This is a genomic window from Mesorhizobium sp. B2-5-3 (assembly GCF_006441005.1).
Classification (GTDB): domain Bacteria; phylum Pseudomonadota; class Alphaproteobacteria; order Rhizobiales; family Rhizobiaceae; genus Mesorhizobium.
In genome coordinates this window covers 374,293-398,083 of the sequence record NZ_VFUS01000001.1, presented here as the reverse complement: position 1 = coordinate 398,083, position 23,791 = coordinate 374,293, and the positions used below count along the sequence as shown (strand labels likewise).

The following is a 23,791-nucleotide window of genomic DNA, read 5'->3' as shown; positions in this document are numbered from 1 at the left end:
ATTCCCAAACGGCCGGGCCACCCAGCCAACTCAAAACAACCGGAACCGGCGCGGCGACTTTTCCGCCGCATCGTCCGGATCGACGCCGGGATCGTCCGGCAGGCGTGCCAGTTCCTGCGCCGGTTCGACGGCCTCGGCATCGGCGGGCACCGCGGCGAAAGCCTGCGCCGTCACCGGCCTGACGTGGTCCTGATCGTTCTCGGCCTGCTTGCCGGCCGTCTCGCCGCCCGGGCCAGCGTGATCGATCACCTCGACCGACTCTTCCTGCGCCGGCCTGCCCGGCGCCTCGATCGCCACCGCCGGGGCGTCCGGCGCATCGTCACGGCTGTCGATCAGCTGGCCGAGACGCTCCATCGGGGCGCGCCACTCGAAGGCGTCAAGCCGGCCGGTGACCGGCGATACCGGCGCCCAGCGCTCCGAGACGACGCCGTCGGCGACCCAGGCCGGGTCGCGCGGCGCCCGCACCGCCTTGGACAAGAGCTGTCGCACCTTGCCCTGGTCGCCCGTCTCGGCTTCTTCGATGTCGGCCAAAAGCAGATAGGCGCCCTCGCGGCGGTCCATCCGGATCGCCGCCTCGGCTTCGCGGCGGGCAGTCGCAAAATCCTGTGCATCGAGCGCGGCGCGCGCCACCGTCATCGAGGATTCGGCGTGGTTCTTCCTCATCTCCTGCAATTTCTTCGCCCGGTTGAGGCGATCGAGCACGGCGTCACCTGGCCTTGCATGGGTATAGAGCTCCGCTATCTCCGGATGCGGTTCGGCCCTCCAGGCCGTCTCGAGGATCTTCGAGCCCTTGCGCACGTCGTTTTGGCGAAACAGCAGCGTCGCAGCCGCGACCGCGGCCGGCGCGAACTCCGGCTGCAGCCGATTGGCCTCTATCGCCGCCGTGCGGGCGGCTGCGGGATCGCTGTCGGCGAGTGACTGCGCCTTGGCGGTCAACAGCACGGCGCGTCGGCGGTTGGCGGCGTCACGTTCGATCTGGCGGGTCGCTTTCTGCGCCTCGACCAGCTTCAGCGCGCCGTCCCAGTCGCCGCGCCCGGTCAGCTCTTCAAGCGTCGATTCGGCCGCCCAGGCCAGTTGCGGCGCCATGCCGGCGGCGCGCCCGGCATAGTGCCTGGCGGCATTGCGGTCCCCCAGGCGCTCGGCTTCGAGATAAAGCCCGCGCAGCCCGAGCAGCCGCATTTCGGGATCGTCGAGCATGCTCTCGAATTTCTGGCGCGCGCCTTCGTGGTCGCCTTCGAGCAGCGAAGCCTGGGCCTCGAGCAGATGGATCAATGGCTCCTGGTCGGAGCGGATCAGCTTGGCCGCTTCCTTGGTCTTCTTGCGGGCCAGCGCGCCGTCGCCGGCGCCGGCGGCGATCATGCCGGTCGACAGCGCCTGATAACCGCGGTCGCGCCGCCGCACCCGGAAATAGCGCGAAATGGTGTAGGGGCTGTTCCAGACCGACTTGATCAGCCACCACAGGATCATCACCGCCGCGACGACAGCAACCACCGCCACCGCCGCCACCATCAGGCTGACCTGATACTGGTAGCCGTTGAAGGTGATGACCATGTCACCCGGCCGGTCCGCCAGCCAGGCAAAGCCCAGGCCCAGCGCGAAGACGGCGGCGAGGAAGAGCAGGATTCGGATCATCGCCAGTTCCTCACGCCTTCATCGCGCCTGATATCAGCGCATCGATCAGCGTCTCGACCTCGATGCGTGCCTTCAGCTTGCCGGCAAAATCGGCGCCGGCCGCCTTTGCAGGCGCGGGCAGCGTCTCATATTCGGTAAGCGCCTTGGCATAGTCGCCCTGATTGACCGCCACCTCCATGCGCGCAATGGTTTCCGGCGCGCCGGCGCCCTGGACGGCGCCGATCGGCCGGACCTTGACCAACGATTCGGCGCTCGACAGAAGGTTCTGCAGCAGCCCGGCATTTTCGTCGACGGGTGTGGCCGCCGCGACCATGGCGTTGGCGGCGGCATCCATCTGCGATGCGATCTCGGTGCGGGTCTGGACGCCCTTTTGCGCGTAGGCACGCAGAGCCGCAAGCTGCGGTGCGTCCGGCGCGATCGCGGCGAAGGTCTCAAGCTCGGCACCAAACGGCGCGCCCCGGTCGAGCGCCGCCTTCAGTGCCGAAGCGGCGATGGCGAGCGCAACCTTCGGCTGTCCGGCCTGCGCCTCGACCTTGCCGGAAAGCTGCGCCACCGACTGCTCCAGCGCGGTGAGCCGGCCGTCCTGCTTCGCCGCCGACTCGCCGGCCGATTTGACCAGCGCATCGAGGCCGGCCAGCCTTTCATTGAGTAGACCGAGATCCACTGGAGCCGGGTTGCCGGCCTTGCCTAGCGCCGCAACCGCCGTCTCGATCTGCCTGACCTTGTCGCCAAGCGCGGCCAGCCCGGCATTGTCGCCCGCTCCGCCTTGCTCGACCGCCGATTTGAGCGCCGCGACATCCGTCCTGACCTGATCCAACGCCGCGGACAACCCGTCGACCTTGGCCGACGCACCGCCGTCGCCGGCTTGCCTCAGATCCGCGATCTCGGTTCTGAGCGCGGCGATTTCGCCGTTGACGCCTTCGAGCGAGACGCTGGGAGCGGACCCCGGCGCGCCGAGCAGGCCGGCGAACTGCAATCCGCCGGCGCCGACCAGTGCGATGACACCGCCGATGATGCCGGCCGCGATGCCATTGACCCGCTTCGGCGGTGGCGGTGCGGATGCGGTTTTCCCGTTCCCCGCCGAGGCGCCGGTCACTGGCCCGGCCGGTTTAGGTTCGGCGCGCTTCGCCGATGTGTCCTCGAAACTGTAGTCGAAGGCGCCGGCCTTGCCAGCGGCGTCGTCCCGGGAACCGGGGTAGGCTGCCGCCGGTTCGTCCGCCTTGGCGGCGCTTTCCGCGGATCGTTCCGATCGGGGCGCTGTCGCCTCGGCGTGCTCCCAGGGTTCTAGATCGGTCTGGTCGGCGTGCACAGGCTCTTCGGGCGCCTCCGGCCGCGAGGCGTTCGCGGCTTCCTCCGCCTTGGCCTCGTCGGTTTGCGCCCCGGCCCTGGCGGCATTCTCGTCGGCGATGCGGGAAACGGCGCCGGGCTCAAGTTCGATGGTCACCGGCTCGCGGCGGCTTTTCGAATGTCGCATCTTCGGCGTCTTGACCATGCTTGGGCTCCGCAAATTCGCTTGGGGATGGTTCAAAGAGGGTCTAGCACATCACCAAGCGGTGAAAAGGGGCGGTGTGATGACGCGGCTCAGGACCCGGGCCGCAAAAGCGAAAGCAGCGCACCCTCGTCGGGCCGCGCGGCTATGTGGATGCGGTCGCCAGCGACGTCGCCAAGGACGGCGGCGATGCGATGCGACAGGGCAAAAACCCGCGTCTTGTCAAAGGCTTCATGCAGCGCAGGCCGCCTGACCAAGGCCTGCAGCGCAGCAGCCGCCCTGGCGGAATAGAGCAGCACCGCATCCGCGGTTTGCCCCGACAGACGGGCAAGCACGGCCTCGTCCGAATAGGTCACGGCGAGCGTGTCGTATGTCTCGACGGGGCGGACCCCGACGTCGGCAGCTTGCAGCCGCTGCTCGAATGCCGGGAAGCGCACGCGTCCGCAGAGATAGACAATGGTCTTGCCCTGGAATTCGCCGGCAAGACTGCCAGCAAGACCTTCGGCATTGCCGGGACCTTCGCTGACGGACAAAAATCCTGCTTCACGCGCGGCTTGCGCGGTCCTCTTGCCGACGGCATGGCAAGGCAAGTCCGAAAGCCGGGCGACGACCTCCTTAGGCGCAAAGCGCACGCCATTGGCGCTGGTCACCGCAACGGCCACGGCATTGCCGATGACGAGGTCCGTATCGATCGGCAAGGCCACCGTCTCGGTCAGCGGCAAAAGCAGCGGTAGAAACCCCATGTCCTTGAGCATTCGCGCGGTGCGGGAGGCGCCCGGTTGAGGCCGCGTCACCAGAACGCGCTGCACCGTCAGGCCCAGCCGTCGAAGAATGTCTCGCCGGCCCTGGCCCGCACCGTCCTTGCCGCCTCTTCACCGATGCGGGCGGCATCCAGCGCCAGGCCTTTCATCTCGACCATGTGCGACTGCGTGCCATCAGGCGAGATGATCAATCCCGCGAAAGAAAGGTCCGCGCCGTCTATCACGGCATGACCGGCAATCGGCGTGCGGCAGGAGCCGTCGAGGGCCGCCAGGAAAGCGCGCTCGCAAGCCAGCGCCTGTCCGGTCGGCAGGTCGTGGATGGCCGCCAGCATCTGTTCGACGTCGCCATCGCCTATGCGGGTTTCGATGCCGATCGCGCCTTGGCCCGGCGCCGGCGGAAAGATGTCGAGCGGGATCAGATCGGTGACCACGTGGCCGAGCCCGAGCCGCTTCAGCCCGGCATGGGCGAGGATGGTGCCGGCGGCAACGCCTTCATCGAGCTTGCGCAGCCGCGTCTGCACATTGCCACGAAACATCACCACGTCGAGATCCGGCCGCATGCGGCGGATCAGCGCCTGCCGCCTGAGCGACGACGAGCCGACTTTGGCGCCACGCGGCAGGTCTGCAATCGTCTTAGCCGCGCTGCCGACAAAGGCGTCGCGTGCGTCCTCACGCGGCAAAAAGGCTGAGAGCTCCAGGCCGTCGGGCAACTGCGTCGGCATGTCCTTCGAGGAATGCACGGCAATGTCGATCGCGCGGGCGAGCAGCGCCTCCTCGATCTCCTTGGTGAACAGGCCCTTGCCGCCAGCTTCCGACAGCGGCCGGTCCTGGATGCGGTCGCCGCTGGTCGAGATGACGACGATTTCGAACGCTTCTTGCGGCAAACCATGCGCCGCCATAAGCCGCGCCTGGGTTTCCTGCGCCTGCGCCAGCGCCAGCGGGCTGCCGCGTGTTCCGATCTTCAAGATTGTTTGCATGGCGCGCGGTCCGTGATAACCCCCCGGCAAGCGAAGTCGCCTTTTCCGGGCGTCTCCTACCGGGGAATGCCCCGATACACAATCCTTGGGGACAGCGACCAATTGATCCGCGTTCTGGGCATTGAAACGAGTTGTGACGAGACCGCCGCCAGCGTCGTGGCGTTGGAGGGCGATGCCGCGCCCAAAATCCTGTCCAATATCGTGCTGTCGCAGATCGAGGAGCATGCCGCCTTCGGCGGGGTTGTGCCGGAGATCGCCGCGCGCGCCCATGTCGAGGCGCTGGACGGCATTGTCGAGGCAGCCCTTGCCGATTCGGGCGTGGCGCTGGCCGACATCGACGCCATCGCCGCGACCGCAGGTCCGGGCCTCGTCGGGGGCCTCATCGTCGGGCTGATGACGGCCAAGGCGATCGCGGCCGCAACCGGCAAGCCGCTGATCGCCGTCAACCATCTCGAAGGCCATGCCTTGACGGCGCGGCTGACCGATGGGCTCGACTTTCCCTATCTCCTGCTGCTGGTCTCCGGCGGCCACACACAGATCCTGGCCGTGCGCGGTGTCGGCGACTACCAGCGCTGGGCGACGACCATCGACGACGCGCTCGGCGAAGCATTCGACAAGACGGCCAAGATGCTTGGCCTGCCCTATCCCGGCGGTCCCAATGTCGAGAAGGCGGCGGCATCGGGCGATGCGGGTCGTTTTGCCTTCCCGCGTCCGATGAAGGGATCGGCGCAGCCCGATTTTTCGTTCTCCGGCCTGAAGACCGCCGTGCGCCAGGCGGCGAGCGCTATCGAGCCCTTGAGCGACCGGGACGTCGCCGACATCTGCGCGTCCTTCCAGGCGGCGGTGGCCGACGCGCTGGGCGACCGTGTCTCGCGCGCGCTCGCCCGGTTCCGCCGGGAATTCCCCGACACGGCCGCGCCGGCGCTGGTCGTCGCCGGCGGCGTCGCCGCCAACCATACGATCAAGGCGACGCTGGAACGGCTGTGCGCCGAGGCGCGCTTCGCCTTCGTCGCGCCACCGCTGAAACTTTGCACCGACAATGCGGCAATGATCGCCTGGGCCGGCATCGAGCGGATGCGCGAAGGCCTGGCGCAAGAAAACGGCTTCGATTTCGTGCCGCGCTCGCGCTGGCCGCTGGACAGCATCTCCGCGCCGATGATCGGCTCGGGCCGGCGCGGGGCCAAGGCATGAACACGGAGGGCAGGAGCAAGGAGGGCAGGAGCGGCATCGAGACCGCGCCAACCGGCTGGCGCGTTGCCGTGCTCGGTGGCGGGGCCTGGGGTACCGCTCTGGCGCTGGCTATGCTGCGCGCCGGCCATTTCGTCCGCCTTTATGCGCGCGACCCGGAGACCGTCGCCGCGATCGATCACGGCGAAAATCGACGCTATCTGCCTGGCATCGCGCTCCAGGCCGGCATCGTGGCGACGAGCAACATCCAAGCCGCGCTCGACGGTGCCGATTGCGTGCTGGCGGTGACGCCGGCGCAATCGTTGCGGGCGATGCTTGCTCACGCCAACGGCCATATGCCGGCCGGTGTCCCGCTGGTGCTATGCGCCAAGGGCATCGAGCGCGATACCGGCGCCTTGCTGTCGGCGATCGTCGGGGAAATCCTGCCTGGGAATCCGGTCGCCGCCCTGTCCGGTCCGAGCTTCGCCACGGACGTTGCCCGGGGCTTGCCGACGGCGGTGGTGGTTGCCGCCCGGGACGAGGCGCTGGCGGCCAAGCTTGCCGCGCGCTTCTCGGCGGAAAATCTGCGCTGCTATTCGAATGATGATTTGATCGGCGTCGAGATCGGCGGCGCCTTGAAGAACGTCTTCGCCATCGCCGCGGGTGCCGTCACTGGCGCCGGGCTTGGCGCCAGTGCCCAGGCCGCCATGGTGACGCGCGGCTTCGTCGAACTGCGCCGCATCGGTGCCGCCTTCGGCGCCAGACCCGAGACGTTGATGGGGCTTTCCGGCCTTGGCGACCTGCTGCTCACCTGCTCGTCCACGCAATCGCGCAACTTCGCCTACGGACTGGCGCTCGGCCAGGGCAAGCCGCTTGGCGGGCTGCCGCTGGCGGAAGGCGTGCCGACGGCGGCGATCGCCGCCCGCATCGCCACCGAGCGCGGCATCGACGCGCCTATCATCGCCGCAGTCGCCGCCATACTGGACGGCACCATCACCATCCGGCAGGCTGTGGCGGCCTTGATGACCCGGCCGCTGAAGACCGAAACCGACGATTGATTCCAGCATCAGGAGACAGAGACATGTTGTTCGCGTTGATTTGCAAGGACAAGCCCGGAAGCATGCAAGTGCGCATCGATACGCGGCCGGAGCACCTCGCTTTTCTCGAAGGGCTGAACAGCGACAAGAAGCTGGCCTTCGCCGGTCCGTTCCTCGACGCCGACGGCAAGTCCAACGGCAGCCTCGTCGTCGTCGAAGCGCCTGACATGGCAGGCGCGCAGGCGCTGTCGGCAGCCGATCCCTATGCCAAGGCGGGACTGTTCGAAAGCGTCGAGGTCCGCCAGTGGAACTGGACCTTCAACAAGCCGGCGGCTAATTAATCGGTACAGGGCTGGAGGAGCAATACGAATGAACTACTGGCTGTTCAAATCCGAACCCTCGGTCTTCTCGTTCGAGGCGTTGAAGGCCAAGGGCAAGGCAGGCACGCAATGGGACGGCGTGCGCAACTATGCGGCGCGCAACAACATGAAGGCCATGCAGATCGGTGATCTCGGCTTCTTCTACCACTCCAACGAGGGGCTGAACGTGGTCGGCATCGCCGAAGTGTGCGCACTGGCTCATCCCGACACCACATCGGACGATCCGCGCTGGGAATGCGTCGACATCCGCGCCTTCAAGGATGTGCCGAACCCGCCGACGCTGGAGCAGGTCAAGGCCAATCCCAAGCTCGCCGACATGGCGCTGGTGCGGCTCGGACGGCTTTCCGTGCAGCCGGTGACGCCGGCCGAATGGAAGGAAGTCTGCCGCATGGGTGGCCTGACGCCGGCTCCGTGACGGTTCTCACGAGCCATAGCGCCGAACGCTTCATCCTCGACAATACGGCGCTGATGGCGCCGCCGCATGTGCCCGAGATTGCGCTGTATCTTGCCGACGAGGCGCATGATCTGTGGCAGCGGACGGAGGACGAGCTGGTCGAGATCGGGCTGCCGCCGCCTTTCTGGGCCTTTGCCTGGGCCGGCGGCCAGGGGCTTGCCCGCCATATCATCGACAATCCGGCCATGGTGCGGGGCAAGCGCGTGCTCGACTTCGCCTCCGGCTCCGGTCTCGTCGCCATCGCCGCAGCCAAAGCCGGCGCGGCAGGGGTGACCGCCGCCGACATCGACCCGTTCTGCGCCACGGCGGTCCGCCTCAATGCGCAAGCCAATGGCGTCGCGGTCGAATTCGTCCAGAATGACTGCGTCGGAACGGATGCGGACTGGGACGTGGTTCTTGCCGGCGATGTCTTCTACGACAAGCCGTTCGCAGACCGGCTGACGCCCTGGTTCGCGGCTCTGAAGCGGCGCGGCGCCGATATCCTGATCGGCGATCCCGGCCGCTCCTATCTGCCGCGGTCGGGGTTGGAACCGCTTGGCGTCTACCAGGTGCCGGTGACGCGGGCGCTCGAGGATGCCGAGATCAAACGCACCACCGTCTGGCGGTGGAGCACCGCGCGCCCGGCTTGACGCCGCCACTGAACAGGCGTTTCCATGAGCTCCGTATCAGAGGGGGATATCATGGATTTTTCAGCGGTTAACTGGCTGGCGGTGATCGTCGCCGCAATCCTGGCGTGGCTGTTCGGCGCCGGCTGGTACACCGGTTTGAGTAAGCCATGGCTGAAGGCTGCAAAACTCGATCCGGCGACCATGAAGAAATCGTTGCTGCCGTTTCTCATCTCTTTCATCGCCGAGTTGGTCATGGCGCTTGTGATGGCCCTGGTCGTCGGCGCGGTGACTGGCGGCGAGCCGACATTGCTGGCGGGACTGGTCTTCGGTTTCGTGCTTTGGCTCGGCTTCGTCGCAACCACGCTGTCGGTCAATCATCGCTACGAGAATTTCGGCTGGAACCTGACCATCATCGACGGCGGCCACTGGCTTGGCGTGCTGTTGATCGTCGGCGCCGTGGTCGGCTGGTTCGGCGCCGCAGCGAGTTGAAGGCCTCCGCTACACCCGGTCCGCGGTTTGGGATTTTGCCATTTCCTCCAGAATCCACGTGCGAAAGGCAACGATGCGCGGATCGTTCACCAGTTCCTTGGGATAGACCAGGAAATAGGCGAATTCCGGCGCGACCTTGATGCCGAGTTCGAAAGGCCGCACCAACCTACCTTCGGAAAGGTCGTTGGCCACCATGGCGAAATCGGCGAGCGCCACGGCGCTGCCCTCCATCGCCGCCTGGACCGCGTCGGCCGAGGTGCCGAAAACGATGGTGCGGCTGTCGTCGAAATCGTCGACGCCGGCTGCCGCCATCCACATGCGCCAGTTCGGCCAGGTCACGCCCTGCCGCGCCCATTCGATATGGGCAAGCGTGTGATGGAAGAGATCGCGCGGTTCGCGCAGCGGCGGACCTGATGCCAGCAGGCTCGGGCTGCACACCGGAATGATGACGTTGTCGAACAGCCGGTGCGCGCAAAGTCCCGGATATCTGCCGGCGCCGAAGCGGATGCCGACATCGACATCGTCGAGGTCGAAATCCCGCAATCCGTAGGCGATGTCGAACCTGAGTTCGATGCCTTCATGTTTTTTTCGGAAATCCTCGACCCGCCGCATCAGCCATTTCGTCGCGAATTGGGCGTCGAGCGTTACTTTCAGCAGCGTCGTGCCGCGCGTCATCTTCTGCGCCCGCGAGACGGCCTTGCCAAGCAGGTCGAGCGCATCGGCAGAGGCCTCGAACAGCACCGTTCCGGCCTCCGTCAGCCGGATGCTGCGGCTGGAACGCGTGAACAGGACGATGCCGAGCTGGTCTTCGATCTCCTTGATCTGGTGGCTGACGGCGGCTGGCGTCAGGCCGAGTTCGTCGGCGGCCCGGGTGAAATTGAGATGCCGGGCCGCTGCCTCCAGCGTCCTCAGCGCCCGGGTTCCCGGCACCAGGCGGGCCATCAGCGCGGCCCCAGAACAGACGCGGTCATGGCGCCCTGATCCTCAAAGAAAACTTGATAATCCGGAAAGAACTACTCGTTTCTCTCCAATCTTTCAATCGGGCATGATGCAACCATCGAACCAATATCAAACCGGATTTTATGTCCGGATGGAAGGAACCGCATCATGTCTCACATAGCTTTGAGAGCTCCCGCGAGCCGGTTGAACTGGCTGACCGCCGCGTTCGACTGGCTCCGCCAGGCCAAGGTCGCGGCAAGCCTGCCGCAGGACGATGTCGAGGATCTGTCGGACCGCCAGTTGCGCGATGTCGGCGCCACGCGCAAAGACGTCTCCCGTGCCATGGACCGCGAACGCGGCCGGCTGGGCCTGCTCGACATCGGTTGGCAGCAGCCACGGAGGTAAGGAGGTAGGCAGTAGGGATTAGAGATTAGGAAGAGCCCGACTGCCTATTTCCCTACTCCCTACTCCCTACCTTACCACCCTCACCACCGTCCGGTCCGACAGCAGCGGCAAAAGGCGCGCCATCGTGCGTGCGGTCACCGCGACGCAGCCTTGCGTGGGCGTGAAGCCCGGGCGCGCCAGGTGGAAGAAGATGGCGCTGCCGCGTCCGCGGCGGCGCGGCGTTATATTCCAGTCGAGCACAAGGCAGGCATCATAGAGCCTGTCGTCGCGCCGCATGCGTTCGTGGCTGGCGCCGTAGGGGATCTTGACTGGCCTGTTATAGTTTCGGTCGTCGGGCACTTCGCACCAGCCGAGATCAGGCCCGATCGGCGTCATCGCCAGCCGGGTGATGCGGCCGCTGGAGAAGTGGTCTCCCCGGAAATAACCCGACAGGATCCGCATTTGGCCAAGCGGCGTGGCGCCGTCGCCTTCGCGCTTGCCCGCCGAGATGCCGCCACGCCCCAGCGCGCAGGCAAACACCGTTCTGCCCGCCTGCAGCAGCCCCTGGCTGGGACGGCCGGGCCTTGCCCGCACGGTCAGCACCCGCAGTCCTTTTCGCAAAATTGCGCCGGCTGCATTGCGATCGTGTTTTTTCTTGTATGATCGTGCCACGGAACAAATCACTGTGATCGGCTGTTGTGCCGGTCAGCTTCCGCATAAACAGGCAGCGGTCAACTGAATTTTCTTTTCAAAACAACGGATTGATCCATGACTTCACGAACCATCCTGATCGTCGACGACGATGACGACCTGCGCGGCACGTTGGTCGAGCAATTGTCCCTTTATGAGGAATTCGACGTGCTGCAGGAGTCCACTGCGGCAAAAGGCGTCGCCGCGGCGCGTGGCGGCCTCATCGACCTGCTGATCATGGATGTCGGCCTGCCCGACATGGACGGCCGCGAAGCGGTGAAGATCCTGCGCAAGGGCGGCTACAAGGCGCCCATCATCATGCTGACCGGCCACGACACCGATTCGGACACGATCCTTGGCCTCGAAGCCGGCGCCAACGACTACGTGACGAAGCCGTTCCGCTTCGCGGTGCTTTTGGCGCGCATCCGCGCGCAGCTGCGCCAGCACGAGCAAAGCGAGGACGCCACCTTCTCGGTCGGCCCCTACACCTTCAAGCCAAGCCAGAAGCTGCTGATCGACCCGCGCGGCGCAAAGGTGCGGCTGACGGAGAAGGAGGCCTCGATCATCAAATATCTCTACCGCGCCGACCAGAAGGTGGTGACGCGCGACGTGCTGCTCGAGGAGGTGTGGGGCTACAATTCCGGCGTTACCACGCACACGCTGGAAACCCATGTGTATCGCCTGCGCCAGAAGATCGAGCGCGATCCTTCCAATGCGGAAATTCTTGTGACAGAAAGCGGTGGCTACAAGCTGGTTCCTTAAACATTTTATTATCCAATAAGCGGTCTGGGCGGGGCTGCTTTTGGGTGCGATCCTGTTGGAGCGGGATTCTGGATCGCACCGCAGAGGAGGGATTGGACTGACCGTTCGGGGACACAGCTAGATGGCGCTGGATGACGACATCCGCATCCTGTCAGCCGTGAGGCTTTTCGAGGGCTTCACGCAGGAACAATTGCGCCTGCTCGCCTTCGGCGCCGAGACCATGCTGCTGCAGGCAGACCACAAGCTCTATCGCGAGGACGATATGGCTGATTCGGCCTATATCGTGGTCAGCGGAGAGATCGTGCTCTACCGCGAGCAGACAGGCGAACGCATCCCTATCGGCACGGCCGGCCCCGGCACCATGCTGAGCGAACTGGCGCTGATCGCCGACACCAACCGGCTGACCAGTGCATCGGCCGCGGTCGATTCGGAGGTGATCCGGCTCAGCCGAAAGATGTTCCGCCGCATCCTGGAGGAATATCCGGATTTGGCGGCACAGCTCCACCAGCGCATCCTGGAAGACTTTCAGGCAATGATCCACCGCATCGAGAAGCTGGCGCCGCGCTTTTCCGAGTGAACGGGAGAGACAGGTGGAGTTCCGGCTGGTTCGCGCCACCGAAAATGACCTGCCCTTCATCATGGCGACCGAGCGGCTTGACGCAATTGTCGCCGGAGTGGGAAAAGCGCCGGCCCGGCTGATCAGTCCAGGTTGAACCGCGCGATGACCGGAACATGGTCCGAGGGACGTTCCCAGCCACGCGCCGCCCGCAGGATTTCGTAGCCGGTGAAATCAGGCACCAGGTTCGGTGACGACCAGACATGGTCAAGCCGCCGGCCGCGGTTGGATGCCTCCCAGTCCTGCGCGCGGTAGCTCCACCAGGTGTAGAGCTTCTGTTCTGATGGCACGTTGAGCCGCATCAGGTCGACCCAGTCGCCGGCCAGCCGCATGGCCTCGAAACTCTCCGTCTCGACCGGCGTATGGCTGACCACGTTGAGCAGTTGCTTATGCGACCAGACATCGTGTTCGAGCGGCGCGATGTTGAGGTCGCCGACCAGGACCGAGGCGGACACTTCGCTGTGTTCGGCGCGGATTGCGTTCATCTCGGCGACGAAATCGAGCTTGTGCCTGAATTTGCGGTTGACTTCCGGGTCCGGTTCGTCACCGCCCGCCGGAACGTAGAAATTGTGCAGCAGGATCGTCTTGCCGCCGGCCCGCACGGTCACCGACAAATGCCGGCTGTCGTCGATGTCGCAGAAGCGGCGCTTCTCGACCACCGCGATCGGCCGGCGCGCGACCGTCGCCACGCCGTGATAGCCCTTCTGACCGTGAAAGGCGATGTGCCCGTAGCCGAGCCTGCGGAAGGCCTTTTCGGGGAACAGCTCGTCGGGAACTTTTGTTTCCTGCAGGCAAAGCACATCGGGTGCGTATTCATCGAGCAGGCGCTCGATGATCGGCATGCGCAGGCGAACGGAATTTATGTTCCAGGTGGCGATGGAAAAGGGCATTTGGCGGGTCCGGCGAAAGATCGCCGAACTACTGCCAGCCCCGCGCCATAAAGACAAGCATTGCAGCAGTTGCGGAGGTCGGCGCCGCGCCGCCGAAACTGCACGAAAGGCTTCGCCAGCGCGAGGAAAGCTATCTGGTTTTCGTATTCAGCTCGCGATTGGCCGTATAGTCGATGGCAAACGTGTCGGGAGCGAAGCTGACGCCTTCCTTGGTGTTGAAGATCATCACCGTGGTGTCCTTGCCCTGCGCATCGGTGATCGTCCACTGGCGCAGATCATAGGTCTTCGGATCGAACATCATGGTGATCCGCGCATTGCCGAACACCGACTTGTCCGAGAGCTGGATGGTGGTGAGATCGTCCTCTTCCTTGACGCTCTTGACGCGGTTTCCGGAGAGATCGATCCGGTCGTCGAGCAGCAGTTTCAGCGGCGTCTTCGACAAGGGATAGAGATCGGACGTGTTCAGTTTCTTGTTGAGGATGACCACCGACTTGCCGTCCGAAATCACCCGGAAATTCGAGGATCCGTCATAGTTGAAGCGGATCTTGCCCGGTCTTTCCAGGAAGAACTTGCCGCCGGTCTGTTCGCCCTTGGGGCCGAACTGCACGAATTCGCCGCTCATCGACTTAACCGAGGAAAAATGATCGGCGATCTTCTGCGCGGCCGCCGGCACGGCCGCCTGCGCGGATGCCAGCAGCTCGAATCCGGGCACCACGTTGAGGGCGGCAGCGCCCGCGAGCACCAGGCCGAGGCCAAGCAGCTGACGGCGCGTCGGGGCAAGATCGCCGAGCGCGGAAAGATCGTTTTTCATGTCGGTCACTCTCATCTTGAGTCCTGATTTGTTGTTGTCCTGAACCCCCAGTTGGGCTGAAGTTTGACGGCGCGAACGCTGCTTACCGCTTGAACGCGCCAGAAGGTTCAAAGTTGCCGCCGGTATCTTTCGCGATCAGAATTTGTCCTCTTCGGTCGGCACCAGGATCTCGCGTTTTCCGGCATGATTGGCGGGGCCGACAATGCCTTCTTTTTCCATCTTCTCGATGATCGAAGCGGCGCGGTTGTAGCCGATGCCCAGACGCCGCTGGATATAGCTGGTCGAGGCCTTGCCGTCGCGCAACACCACGGACACCGCCTGGTCGTAAGGGTCGTCGGAATCCTCGAAATTGCCGCCGCCGCCGCCCGAGCTGCCCTTGCCGGAGGGCTCGTCCTCGTCCTCATCATCGTCCTCGGTGATGGCGTCGAGATATTCCGGCACGCCCTGCAGCTTCAGATGCGCGACGATCTTCTCCACCTCGTCGTCGGAGACGAACGGGCCGTGCACGCGCTGGATGCGGCCGCCGCCGGCCATGTAGAGCATGTCGCCCATGCCGAGCAGCTGCTCGGCGCCTTGCTCGCCCAAGATGGTGCGGCTGTCGATCTTCGACGTTACCTGGAAGGAGATGCGGGTGGGGAAGTTGGCCTTGATGGTACCGGTGATCACGTCGACGGACGGACGTTGCGTCGCCATGATCACGTGGATGCCGGCGGCGCGAGCCATCTGCGCCAGGCGCTGGACGGCACCCTCGATGTCCTTGCCGGCAACCATCATCAGATCGGCCATTTCGTCGATGATGACGACGATGTAGGGCATCGGCTCGAGGTCGAGATTCTCGGTCTCGTAGATCGCCTCGCCGGTCTGGCGGTCGAAGCCGGTCTGCACCGTGCGCGAGATCTTTTCGCCCTTCTTCTCCGCCTGTTGGACGCGTGCGTTGAAACCGTCGATATTGCGCACGCCGACCTTCGACATCTTGCGGTAGCGGTCTTCCATCTCCCGCACGGTCCATTTCAGCGCAACCACCGCCTTCTTCGGGTCGGTGACGACAGGCGTCAAAAGGTGCGGGATGCCGTCATAGACCGAGAGCTCCAGCATCTTGGGATCGATCATGATCAGCCGGCATTCCTGCGGCGTCAGCCGGTAGAGCAGCGACAGGATCATGGTGTTGATGGCGACCGACTTGCCCGAGCCGGTGGTGCCGGCGACCAAGACGTGCGGCATCTTGGCGATATCGACGATGACCGCCTCGCCGTTGATGGTCTTGCCCAGCGCCAGCGCCAGCTTGGCCTTGGTGGTCTCGAAATCGCGGCTGGCCATGATTTCCCTGAGATACACCGTCTCGCGCTTGGCGTTCGGCAATTCGATGCCGATGGCGTTGCGGCCCGGCACCACGGCGACGCGGCAGGCGATGGCGCTCATCGAGCGGGCGATGTCGTCGGAGAGGCCGATGACGCGCGATGATTTGATGCCCGGCGCCGGCTCCAGCTCATAGAGCGTGACGACGGGGCCGGGGCGGACATGGATGATCTCGCCCTTGACGCCGAAATCCTCCAGCACGCCTTCGAGCAGGCGGGCGTTCTGTTCCAGCGCGTCCTTCGAGAGGCTCGGGTCGCGCGCGACGTTCTTCGGTTCGGACAGGAAATGCAGCGACGGCATCTCGAATTTTTCCGAGCCGATCAGCGAGGTCTGCGCCTCGCGCTGGACGCGCGCACCCGGGGCCGGGCGCGGCGCCGGCGCTTCAACGCGCGTGGCGGCATCCGAGCGGAACGGCTGGACCTTGGCGGTGGGAGCCGCGCGACGCTGGACGAGGGGTTCATCGTCGAAATCGACATCGTCATCGCCGGTGTCGAAGCGACCGTCGAAGACGTCATCGTCCGGATCGACGGAAACGCTGCGGTCGTTGACCATGGCGGCGAAGAATTCCGGTTCGACGCGGGCACGGCCATCCGGGCTCATCCGCTGCTCGGCGAACTCGGCCGATTCGACCCGTTCGGCGGCACGCCGCCAGGCGCTGGCGCGCGGCTCCATTCCCGGCTCGAATTCGTCCCGCCGCTGCCTGCGGCGCACGGCGCGGCGGTGCATCCAGGCGCGGAACGAAAGCCACCAATGGGTCATTGCGCCGAGCGCCAGTATGCCTTCGTCGCCTTCATCCTCGTCATTGTCGAACAGCAGCTCATCCTCACGCGGATCGGCGGCGGCCGGTTCCTCCATGACGGCGAAACCGTTCTTGCGTGCGATCAGCGCCGAACCGTAGGCGAACAGCCATAGCGCCGGCCCGGCCATCAGAATGGCGAGCACGCTGGCCACCAGCCCGGTCGGATAGCCACCGATGACGACGCCCGGAATCTTCAGTACCATGTCGCCGAACACGCCGCCGAGCCCGGTCGGCAGCGGCCAGGTCTTGGGCGGCACCACGCAGCCGGCGATCGCAGCGGCCAGCAGGGCAAAGCCGAACCAGAACAGACCGCGCCTGGGCAGCCTGTCGACGCCGCGCGCCGAAAACAGCAGATATCCCCAGATCACGGCCGGAACCAGCGCCGCCACGGCGGCAAGGCCGAAGAACTGCATGGCGATGTCGGAGAAGACCGCACCCGCATATCCCATGGCATTGGTGACGGTGTTGGCTGTGGCGTGCGAGAAGCTCGGGTCGGCGACATTCCAGGTGGCAAGGCTGGCGACGCCGAAGGCGGTGAACGCGAACATGCCGGCGCCGACAAGCCGGCCGACCTGGCGTCGCGCGAATGCCTGGATGCCGTGCCCCGTATCGGTCAGCGCGAGCGGTGCTGAAGCCCCTGAACGCATGCTCTTCCCCGTCAGTGATTGCCTGGCCCGAGCGCGTGACGCACTTCGGCAGATTTGGCTGCCAGACTATGCGTGGGAAGGTTAAGGCCGCATTAACCATGGCAAGGGCCCCAGCCGCCTGCCGCAAATAACAATGGCGAGCCTCACGGCCCGCCATTTCTGCATCGGCAACGGCAGGGTGACCAGGCTCGGTGGGCCTGATCCGCCGCGGTCTCAGTTGGCTCCGCCGAGCGCCTGGACGTTGGCGCAGAACTCGGCGTGCGGCTTGCTCATCGCCGCGTCCTGGCATTCCTTCTTCATCGCATCCTGCTTTTCCATTGGCATGGCCATGAAAGCGGTCTTGAATTCCGCCATCGGCTTCATGGTTTTCATGCTGGAATCGGTGAAGAACGGGGCCATATTGTCGGGTTCGTCGAGAGCCCCGGCAAATGCCATGCCGCTGACCATGGAAAGAGCGAGCGCGCCGAGACAGATATTCTTGACGTTCATTGGATAGTTTCCTTCCCTATTGTTTGCAACGACCGCCGAACAGTGGTCGTGCCCGGGAGTTCGATGCCAAGACGGCCGATGTTTCCTCGAAAATCTCAATCACGCGAACGTGATTGCGCTCGTCCAACCAAACGGGCTCCAAAAAAAGAGGCCCGGAGCGATCCGGGCCTCAAGGCGTAAGCACCTTGCGGAGCGTCACGACGGGATTTCAAAACAGTTCCGGAAGACGTGCAGCGGTTTTCCGTACGCGATTACAGAAAGAGATGTGACCGGCGGGAGGAGGTCCGCCGGTCCCATGGCAAAGAGGCCTTACGGCACCACTTCGCCGTGCTGGCTGATGTCGAGACCCTCGACCTCTTCCTGGGTCGACGGACGCAGGCCGACGAGCGCCTTGACGATGTAGAGGATGACGAAGGTGGCGATTGCCGTCCACAGGATGGTGAAGACGATGCCGTAGAGCTGCTTGCCGATCGACGCGCCCGAGGACAGGCTGTTGATTGCCGGGTCGGCGAGCACGCCGGTCAGCAATGCGCCGACCACGCCGCCGACGCCATGGACACCGAAGGCATCGAGCGAGTCGTCATAGCCGAACATGTGCTTTACCTTGACCGCCGAGATGTAGCAGACGACGCCGGCGACGATGCCGACGATGAAGGCGCCCGTCGGGTTGACGAAGCCGGAAGCCGGCGTCACCGCGACAAGGCCGGCAACCGCGCCGGAGATGATGCCGAGCACCGAGGGCTTCTTGGCGACGATCCATTCGGCGAACATCCAGGCCAGCGCCGCTGCCGCGGTGGCAACCTGGGTGTTGAGCATCGCGGCACCGGCAAGGCCGTCGGCGGCGAGTTCCGAACCGGCGTTGAAGCCGAACCAGCCGACCCACAGCAGCGAAGCGCCGATCACGGAATAGACCAGGTTATGCGGCGCCATGTTGGTGGTGCCGTAGCCTTCGCGCTTGCCCAGGACCAGGGCGCAGACGAGACCCGCGACACCGGCATTGATATGGACGACCGTGCCGCCGGCGAAGTCGAGCACGCCGGCAGCGCCGAGGAAGCCGCCGCCCCAGACCCAATGCGCGATCGGCGCATAGACGACCAGCAGCCACAGCGCCATGAAGATCAGCAGGGCCGAGAACTTCATGCGCTCGGCAAAGGCGCCGGCGATCAGGGCCGGGGTGATGATGGCGAAGGTCATCTGGAACATCGAAAAGACGAATTCAGGAATGTTGGCCACGCCCGGCGCCCACAGCGTCGAGGTGGTGATGCCGTGATGGAAGAACTTCGAGAAGCCCCCGAGATAGGCATTCATGCCGCCGCCGTCGGAAAAGGCCAGCGAATAGCCGAACATGAACCACAGCACCGTCACCAGGCAGGTGATGGCGAAGCTCTGCATGACGGTGGCAAGCACGTTCTTCTTGCGCACCATGCCGCCGTAGAACAGTGCCAGGCCGGGGATGGTCATCATCAGCACCAGCGCCGTCGAAGTCAGCATCCAGGCGGTGTTGCCGGTGTCGAGCACCGGGGTGGGAGCGGCCGGGGCGGCGGCAGCCGCGGCCGGAGCCGCTTCCTGCGCGAAGGCGGCGACGCTGCCCAACGCTGCGAGAGCGAGCGAGCCAAAAAGGGCGGCGCGTCCCGTCTTCTTCAAGGTGGAAGGAATATTCATTGAACTCTCCATTGGAATACGTGTTCGCCGCTTCAGAGCGCGTCGGTGTCTGTTTCGCCGGTGCGGATGCGCACCGCCTGGTCGATGCCGAAAACGAAGATCTTGCCGTCGCCGATCTGACCGGTCTTGGCGGCCGCGGTGATGGCCTCCACGGCCTTGTCGACCATGTCGGCGCTGACCGCGACCTCGATCTTGATCTTCGGCAGGAAACTGACCGCGTATTCCGCCCCGCGATAGATTTCCGTGTGCCCCTTCTGACGCCCGTAGCCTTTGACTTCGGTGACGGTCAGGCCCTGGATGCCGACGGCGGTAAGCGCTTCGCGTACCTCGTCGAGCTTGAAAGGCTTGATGATTGCCATCACGATTTTCATAAGGTTTCACCCTTTTGCTGTTGCGGTCCCCCGCGTTTGCACACCTTCACCGATCCCGAGGAGCCGGAGAGTGCCGACGAGGATTCAAGCTCCGTGCCAATTGCCGAAGCAGCGTGTTAACTGGTTGTAAACAAAGGAATTGACGCACCGGCGATCGCACCGTACCGATGAGCGCGGCACAGCTTCTGCTCAATAATTAAGCAATTTTCAGAAAACGCCTATTTGGCAGGCTTTGGTCGAAAGGACTGCTCAACGCTTGAGCCGGATCAAGCCTTCCTGGGCCATCGAAGCGATCAGCGTGCCGTCGCGGGCATAGAGCGTGCCGCGGCTGAACCCGCGCGATCCCGAGCTCGAGGGGCTGTCCTGCGCGTAGAGCAGCCAGCCGTCGAGCGAATGCGGGCGGTGGAACCACATCGAATGGTCGAGGCTGGCCGCCTGGATGTCGGGATCGAACAGCCCGCGCCCATGCGCGAAGGTCGAGGTGTCGAGCAGCGTCATGTCGGAAAGGTAGGCGAGCAACACCGATTGCAGCGCGCGGTCGTCTGGGACGGGACCGGCGAGGCGGATCCAGACATTCTGCCGGGGCGGCAGCTTGTCACGGCTTTCATAGTGCTGGAGATTGACCGGCCTGAGCTCCAGCGGCCGCTCGCGCGCCCAGAAGCGTCGCACCGCTTCCGGCACCCGGTCGGCCTTTTCGAGCAGTTGGCGCTGCGTCTTCAGCCTTTCCGGCGGCGGCACGTCGTCGGGCAAAGCGAACTGGTGCTCCAGCCCCTTCTCATCGACCTGGAACGAGGCCTCCAGCGAGAAGATCGCGTTCCCGTGCTGGATCGCCAGCACCCGGCGGGTGGTGAAGGAGCCGCCGTCGCGGATGCGGTCGACCTCGTAGATGATCGGCACCTTGATGTCGCCCGGCCGCATAAAATAGCCGTGCAGCGAATGCACGTAGCGGTCGGGCTCGACTGTCCGCTGCGCCGCCACCAGCGCCTGGGCGATGGTCTGGCCGCCGAACACGCGCTGCCACTCCACCTGGGGGCTGCGACCACGATACAGATTGTGTTCCAGCCTCTCGAGGTCGAGAATGCGCAGAAGCTCGTCCATGGCCGCCGTCATGTGTCGTGACCTCGCCTCAAAATTTCCTCGGCGGGTTTCCGACAGGAAGGACGGGCCGTCAAGGGCGGTGGCAGGCTGGCTTGCAAGGAGCGAAGACCATGGAAGGCAAGGCAGAGGCGAAAACCAGGTCCGGGCTCGATGTTCTGGTCGCCGGCGCCGGCTATGTCGGCCTGGCTGCCGCCGTGTCGCTGAAACAGGCGCAACCGGAGCTTGCCGTGGCCCTGGTCGATGCCGCGTCCGCCGGCTCCTGGCAAAGGGACGGGCGCGCCTCGGCCATTGCGGCGGCCGCCTGCCGCATGCTCGAGCGGCTCGGCGTCTGGGCCGAGATCGCGCCGGAAGCGCAGGCGATCACCGAGATGATCATCACCGATTCGCGTACCGCCGATCCTGTGCGCCCGGTCTTCCTCACCTTCGACGGCGAGGTGGCGCCGGGCGAGCCCTTCGCACATATGGTGGCCAACCGGGTGCTGAACGGCGCCTTGCGCCGCAGCGCCGAAAAGCTCGGCGTCGACATCATCGAAGGCGTTGCCGTGCAAGGGTTCGAAACCAATGGTGCGGGCATCACCGTGCATCTGGCCGACGGCGCGACGCTGAAGGCGCGGCTGCTGGTCGCCGCCGACGGCGTCAACTCGAAGCTGCGCGACATGGCCGGCATCAAGACGGTGAAATGGGAATACGGCCAGTCCGGCATCGTCTGCACCGTGGCACATGAACGGCCGCACAATGGCCGCGCCGAAGAGCATTTCCTGCCCGCCGGACCCTTCGCCACGCTGCCGCTGAAGCCGGGCGCGGACGGCTCCAACCGCTCGTCGATCGTCTGGGTCGAGCGGTCGGAAGATGCTCAAACGCTGGTCGCCGGCGACGATCTCCTCTTCGAGCACGAACTGGAACAGCGTTTCGGCCTCAAGCTTGGCGAGATCCGCGTCGCCGACAAGCCGCGCGCCTGGCCGCTGGGTCTTACCATCGCGCGCGCCTTCGTCGCGCCGCGCGTGGCGCTTGCCGGCGATGCCGCCCACGGCATCCACCCGATCGCCGGCCAGGGCCTCAATCTCGGCTTCAAGGATGTCGCCGCCCTGGCCGAGGTGATCGTCGAAGCCGACCGGCTGGGCCAGGATATCGGCGCGCTCGACGTGCTCGAGCGTTACCAGCAATGGCGCCGTTTCGACACGGTGCAGATGGGCGTCACGACAGATGTGCTGAACCGGCTGTTTTCCAACGATATCGGCCCGCTGCGCGCGGTGCGCGACATCGGCCTCGGCCTGGTCGAACGCATGCCGCGGCTGAAGGAATTCTTCATCCGCCAGGCGTCGGGGCTTTCGGCCGGCACGCCGCGCCTTTTGAAGGGCGAGGCGATCTGACCCGCCGCGCCATCTATGACCCGGGCACGTCATAGATCGCCCGGACCTCGATCGTGCCGAGTTCGGCCAGCGGAATGCCGCCAGCGATGTCCAGCGCCTCCTGGAGGTCCTTCGCCTCGATCATGACGAAGCCGAGCAACTGCTCCTTGGTTTCGGCGAACGGGCCGTCGGTGACCAGCCGCTTGCCCTTGCGACGGCGCACGGTCTTCGAGGTCTTCACCGATTGCAGCGCCTGCGCGACGATGAGCTTGCCTTGTTGGTCCAAGGACCGGTCATAGGCCAGCGAATCGGCGTCGAGCTTGGCCGATCCTTCCGGAGTGAGCGCGTGGAGGTCTTTCTCCTCACCATAGACCAGGCAGACATATTTCATTTCGCGCTCCCTTGCTGCGATGAATCATAGGATGCGGCGACGAGCGTGTCAGCCTTGCCTTCGACCGCTGCCGCATGGTCGAGAAGGCATGCCGCGACCGCGACGATGGCGACAGCCGCCAGCAGCCTGCGGACACCGGACGGCGGCGGCTCCAGCCAGAAGTCCTGCCGTCGTTGAGCCTTGCGGCCCGGGGTCTTCCATATTGCGAAAAACAGATTGTCCATGTGAACCTCCATCCGGCCACAATCCCGTGGTCGCCCGCAGGACGGTCGGGCCGAATGGAAGCCGACATTTTTGCACGCGGATTTTTTTCGAAAGGAATGAACCGTCATCACGCCGTGGTCCAAACAGCGCAGTGGTCTTCGCGCATGCCCGCGCTATAGTTGGCCGGACGCTGGGCTCACCTGGACAAGTTCACGACAACCAAGGAGGAATTCATGGACCGCACCGCAACCGCCGTCTGGAAGGGCAATCTGAAGGACGGCAAAGGCACGCTCGACAGCCAGAGCGGGACCCTGAACGGCACGCCCTATTCGTTCAAGGCACGCTTCGAGGACGAGAGCGGCAAATCCGGCACCAATCCGGAAGAGCTGATCGCGGCCGCGCACGCCGGCTGCTACGCCATGCAGCTGTCGCATTTCCTGGCCGAGAACGGCACCCCGGCGGCCGAGCTCGACGCCAAGGCCGTGGTGACGCTGGTTCCCGGCACCGGCATCACGGGCAGCGCGATCACCCTTGTCGGCATGGTGCCCGGCATCGACGCCGCGAAGTTCAAGGAATTGGCCGAGAAGGCCAAGGCCGAATGCCCTGTTTCCAAAGCGCTGGGCGCCATCAACGTATCGCTCGACGCCAGGCTCGGCTGAGACCACGGCATCCCGGCGCGCATGGTCGCGCCGGACACGCCCGACCGCTCAGGCGCCCAGCGCGTCGAGCCGGGCGCGAAGGGCTGCGACTTCCTGCTCCAGCGCCTCCACTCTCGCTTCAAGGTCGGAAGCGGGCACGGCCGATGCAGTGCGCTGCGCCGACAGGGCGGCAACGTCAACCGGCCCGGCGAGGAGATGCACATAGCGGTCCTCGCGTTGGCCTGGACCGCGCGGGATTTCCTGAACGAGCGGCGGTCGACGGCCGATCAGCATATCGAGTTCACCGCGCAAATCCTCGATCGATGAAAACCTTGCCATGCGCTCGCTGCGTGCCAACAATTCATGCGCCGTCTGCGGCCCGCGCAGCAAAAGCAGGCCGACCAAGGCGGTCTGCGGCGTGGTCAGCGAGAAGCGCTGCGCCATCTGGTGCTCGTAGCGCTCGACGCGGGAGCCGAACATCTGCCGCACCAGCCCCTTCTGCTCGAGCAGCTTCAGCGCCCGGTGCACCTCTGTCTGCTCCAGCGCCATGACGGGCTCGCGCGCCGTCTTCTGGTTGGCGGCGGCAAGCGCTGCGTTGAGGGTCAACGGATAGACGTCCGGCGTCAGCTCCTTCTTCTCGATGAGGCAGCCGAGCACACGCGCTTCGGGAGGAGACAGGATGGGGAGGTCCGTCATTGGAT

General features: G+C 65.1%; 27 protein-coding genes. 11 read left to right on the top strand and 16 right to left on the bottom strand.

Annotation, left to right across the window (positions count from 1 at the left end):
* Positions 1–30 precede the first annotated feature (30 nt).
* The 4 genes from FJ867_RS02055 to hemC form a co-directional block, all read right to left on the bottom strand.
* Positions 31–1,632 carry a heme biosynthesis protein HemY gene (locus FJ867_RS02055; protein ID WP_140816390.1) on the bottom strand — a complete coding sequence of 534 codons (1,602 nt, stop codon included), beginning with the start codon at positions 1,630–1,632 and terminating at the stop codon, positions 31–33.
* Positions 1,633–1,642: 10 nt separating this feature from the next.
* Positions 1,643–3,124 (bottom strand): mitofilin family membrane protein, encoded by a 1,482-nt coding sequence (locus FJ867_RS02050; RefSeq protein ID WP_140816388.1) that lies wholly within the window; start codon positions 3,122–3,124, stop codon positions 1,643–1,645.
* A gap of 89 nt (positions 3,125–3,213) precedes the next feature.
* Positions 3,214–3,930 carry a uroporphyrinogen-III synthase gene (locus tag FJ867_RS02045; RefSeq protein WP_140513959.1) on the bottom strand — a complete coding sequence of 239 codons (717 nt, stop codon included), beginning with the start codon at positions 3,928–3,930 and terminating at the stop codon, positions 3,214–3,216.
* A gap of 2 nt (positions 3,931–3,932) precedes the next feature.
* Positions 3,933–4,859 (bottom strand): hydroxymethylbilane synthase, encoded by a 927-nt coding sequence (hemC, locus tag FJ867_RS02040; RefSeq protein ID WP_140816386.1) that lies wholly within the window; start codon positions 4,857–4,859, stop codon positions 3,933–3,935.
* Positions 4,860–4,964: 105 nt separating this feature from the next.
* Between hemC and tsaD the strand changes: the two genes are divergently transcribed.
* From tsaD to FJ867_RS02010, 6 genes are read left to right on the top strand one after another with little or no spacing between them, the layout of a single operon-like run.
* Positions 4,965–6,050: a tRNA (adenosine(37)-N6)-threonylcarbamoyltransferase complex transferase subunit TsaD gene (tsaD, locus tag FJ867_RS02035; protein ID WP_181167281.1), complete on the top strand. Its 1,086-nt coding sequence runs from the start codon at positions 4,965–4,967 to the stop codon at positions 6,048–6,050.
* Complete coding sequence (locus FJ867_RS02030; protein ID WP_140625409.1) at positions 6,047–7,084, top strand: NAD(P)H-dependent glycerol-3-phosphate dehydrogenase; 1,038 nt, start codon at positions 6,047–6,049, stop codon at positions 7,082–7,084. The genes tsaD and FJ867_RS02030 overlap by 4 nt, the downstream gene beginning before the upstream one ends.
* 23 nt (positions 7,085–7,107) lie before the next feature.
* A complete protein-coding gene (locus FJ867_RS02025; RefSeq protein ID WP_140554833.1) occupies positions 7,108–7,404 on the top strand; it encodes a YciI-like protein in 297 nt (98 codons plus the stop codon).
* A 28-nt stretch (positions 7,405–7,432) separates the two neighbouring features.
* Positions 7,433–7,858, top strand: coding sequence for an EVE domain-containing protein (locus FJ867_RS02020; RefSeq protein ID WP_140492656.1), 426 nt, complete (start codon positions 7,433–7,435; stop codon positions 7,856–7,858).
* Positions 7,855–8,526 carry a methyltransferase gene (locus tag FJ867_RS02015; protein WP_140513954.1) on the top strand — a complete coding sequence of 224 codons (672 nt, stop codon included), beginning with the start codon at positions 7,855–7,857 and terminating at the stop codon, positions 8,524–8,526. Before FJ867_RS02020 ends, FJ867_RS02015 begins: the two co-directional genes overlap by 4 nt.
* A 51-nt stretch (positions 8,527–8,577) precedes the next feature.
* Positions 8,578–8,994: a DUF1761 domain-containing protein gene (locus FJ867_RS02010; RefSeq protein WP_140580171.1), complete on the top strand. Its 417-nt coding sequence runs from the start codon at positions 8,578–8,580 to the stop codon at positions 8,992–8,994.
* Between the two features lie 9 nt (positions 8,995–9,003).
* On the opposite strand, the gene gcvA is transcribed toward FJ867_RS02010, so the two are convergent.
* Complete coding sequence (gcvA, locus tag FJ867_RS02005) at positions 9,004–9,936, bottom strand: transcriptional regulator GcvA (protein WP_140492662.1); 933 nt, start codon at positions 9,934–9,936, stop codon at positions 9,004–9,006.
* A gap of 165 nt (positions 9,937–10,101) precedes the next feature.
* On the opposite strand from gcvA, the gene FJ867_RS02000 reads away from it, so the two are divergent.
* The gene (locus FJ867_RS02000) at positions 10,102–10,338 is read left to right on the top strand and encodes a hypothetical protein (RefSeq protein WP_140563946.1); all 237 of its coding nucleotides are present in this window, start codon (positions 10,102–10,104) and stop codon (positions 10,336–10,338) included.
* A 66-nt stretch (positions 10,339–10,404) separates the two neighbouring features.
* Here FJ867_RS02000 and FJ867_RS01995 read toward each other — a convergent pair whose 3' ends face one another.
* Positions 10,405–10,941: a L,D-transpeptidase gene (locus FJ867_RS01995; protein ID WP_181165209.1), complete on the bottom strand. Its 537-nt coding sequence runs from the start codon at positions 10,939–10,941 to the stop codon at positions 10,405–10,407.
* Positions 10,942–11,085: 144 nt separating this feature from the next.
* On the opposite strand from FJ867_RS01995, the gene FJ867_RS01990 reads away from it, so the two are divergent.
* Positions 11,086–11,769, top strand: coding sequence for a response regulator transcription factor (locus FJ867_RS01990; protein ID WP_091576052.1), 684 nt, complete (start codon positions 11,086–11,088; stop codon positions 11,767–11,769).
* A 121-nt stretch (positions 11,770–11,890) separates the two neighbouring features.
* Entirely contained in the window at positions 11,891–12,346 is a 456-nt protein-coding gene (locus FJ867_RS01985; protein ID WP_140492671.1) for a cyclic nucleotide-binding domain-containing protein, read from the top strand.
* A 122-nt stretch (positions 12,347–12,468) separates the two neighbouring features.
* Here FJ867_RS01985 and FJ867_RS01975 read toward each other — a convergent pair whose 3' ends face one another.
* The 7 genes from FJ867_RS01975 to tesB form a co-directional block, all read right to left on the bottom strand.
* Positions 12,469–13,275, bottom strand: a complete 807-nt coding sequence (locus tag FJ867_RS01975) for an exodeoxyribonuclease III (protein ID WP_140492674.1) — start codon at positions 13,273–13,275, stop codon at positions 12,469–12,471.
* Between the two features lie 130 nt (positions 13,276–13,405).
* Entirely contained in the window at positions 13,406–14,086 is a 681-nt protein-coding gene (locus FJ867_RS01970) for an outer membrane lipoprotein carrier protein LolA (RefSeq protein ID WP_140513951.1), read from the bottom strand.
* Between the two features lie 135 nt (positions 14,087–14,221).
* Entirely contained in the window at positions 14,222–16,888 is a 2,667-nt protein-coding gene (locus FJ867_RS01965; protein WP_140580170.1) for a DNA translocase FtsK, read from the bottom strand.
* A 213-nt stretch (positions 16,889–17,101) separates the two neighbouring features.
* The gene (locus FJ867_RS01960; protein WP_140513949.1) at positions 17,102–17,377 is read right to left on the bottom strand and encodes a hypothetical protein; all 276 of its coding nucleotides are present in this window, start codon (positions 17,375–17,377) and stop codon (positions 17,102–17,104) included.
* Positions 17,378–17,686: 309 nt separating this feature from the next.
* Positions 17,687–19,039, bottom strand: coding sequence for an ammonium transporter (locus FJ867_RS01955; protein ID WP_140816384.1), 1,353 nt, complete (start codon positions 19,037–19,039; stop codon positions 17,687–17,689).
* 32 nt (positions 19,040–19,071) lie between these two features.
* Entirely contained in the window at positions 19,072–19,410 is a 339-nt protein-coding gene (locus FJ867_RS01950; RefSeq protein ID WP_013528889.1) for a P-II family nitrogen regulator, read from the bottom strand.
* A 249-nt stretch (positions 19,411–19,659) separates the two neighbouring features.
* Positions 19,660–20,520: an acyl-CoA thioesterase II gene (gene tesB / locus FJ867_RS01945; protein ID WP_140513947.1), complete on the bottom strand. Its 861-nt coding sequence runs from the start codon at positions 20,518–20,520 to the stop codon at positions 19,660–19,662.
* A gap of 98 nt (positions 20,521–20,618) precedes the next feature.
* On the opposite strand from tesB, the gene FJ867_RS01940 reads away from it, so the two are divergent.
* The gene (locus FJ867_RS01940; RefSeq protein WP_140816382.1) at positions 20,619–21,878 is read left to right on the top strand and encodes a ubiquinone biosynthesis hydroxylase; all 1,260 of its coding nucleotides are present in this window, start codon (positions 20,619–20,621) and stop codon (positions 21,876–21,878) included.
* A gap of 13 nt (positions 21,879–21,891) precedes the next feature.
* Here FJ867_RS01940 and FJ867_RS01935 read toward each other — a convergent pair whose 3' ends face one another.
* The gene (locus tag FJ867_RS01935; protein ID WP_140550698.1) at positions 21,892–22,248 is read right to left on the bottom strand and encodes a YciI family protein; all 357 of its coding nucleotides are present in this window, start codon (positions 22,246–22,248) and stop codon (positions 21,892–21,894) included.
* Positions 22,245–22,472 (bottom strand): hypothetical protein, encoded by a 228-nt coding sequence (locus tag FJ867_RS01930; protein WP_140492694.1) that lies wholly within the window; start codon positions 22,470–22,472, stop codon positions 22,245–22,247. The genes FJ867_RS01935 and FJ867_RS01930 overlap by 4 nt, the downstream gene beginning before the upstream one ends.
* Before the next feature lie 213 nt (positions 22,473–22,685).
* Here FJ867_RS01930 and FJ867_RS01925 point away from each other — a divergent pair, with 213 nt between their 5' ends.
* Positions 22,686–23,111 carry an OsmC family protein gene (locus FJ867_RS01925; RefSeq protein WP_140518105.1) on the top strand — a complete coding sequence of 142 codons (426 nt, stop codon included), beginning with the start codon at positions 22,686–22,688 and terminating at the stop codon, positions 23,109–23,111.
* A 48-nt stretch (positions 23,112–23,159) separates the two neighbouring features.
* On the opposite strand, the gene FJ867_RS01920 is transcribed toward FJ867_RS01925, so the two are convergent.
* Positions 23,160–23,786 (bottom strand): DUF480 domain-containing protein, encoded by a 627-nt coding sequence (locus tag FJ867_RS01920; RefSeq protein WP_140559263.1) that lies wholly within the window; start codon positions 23,784–23,786, stop codon positions 23,160–23,162.
* Positions 23,787–23,791: the final 5 nt, after the last annotated feature.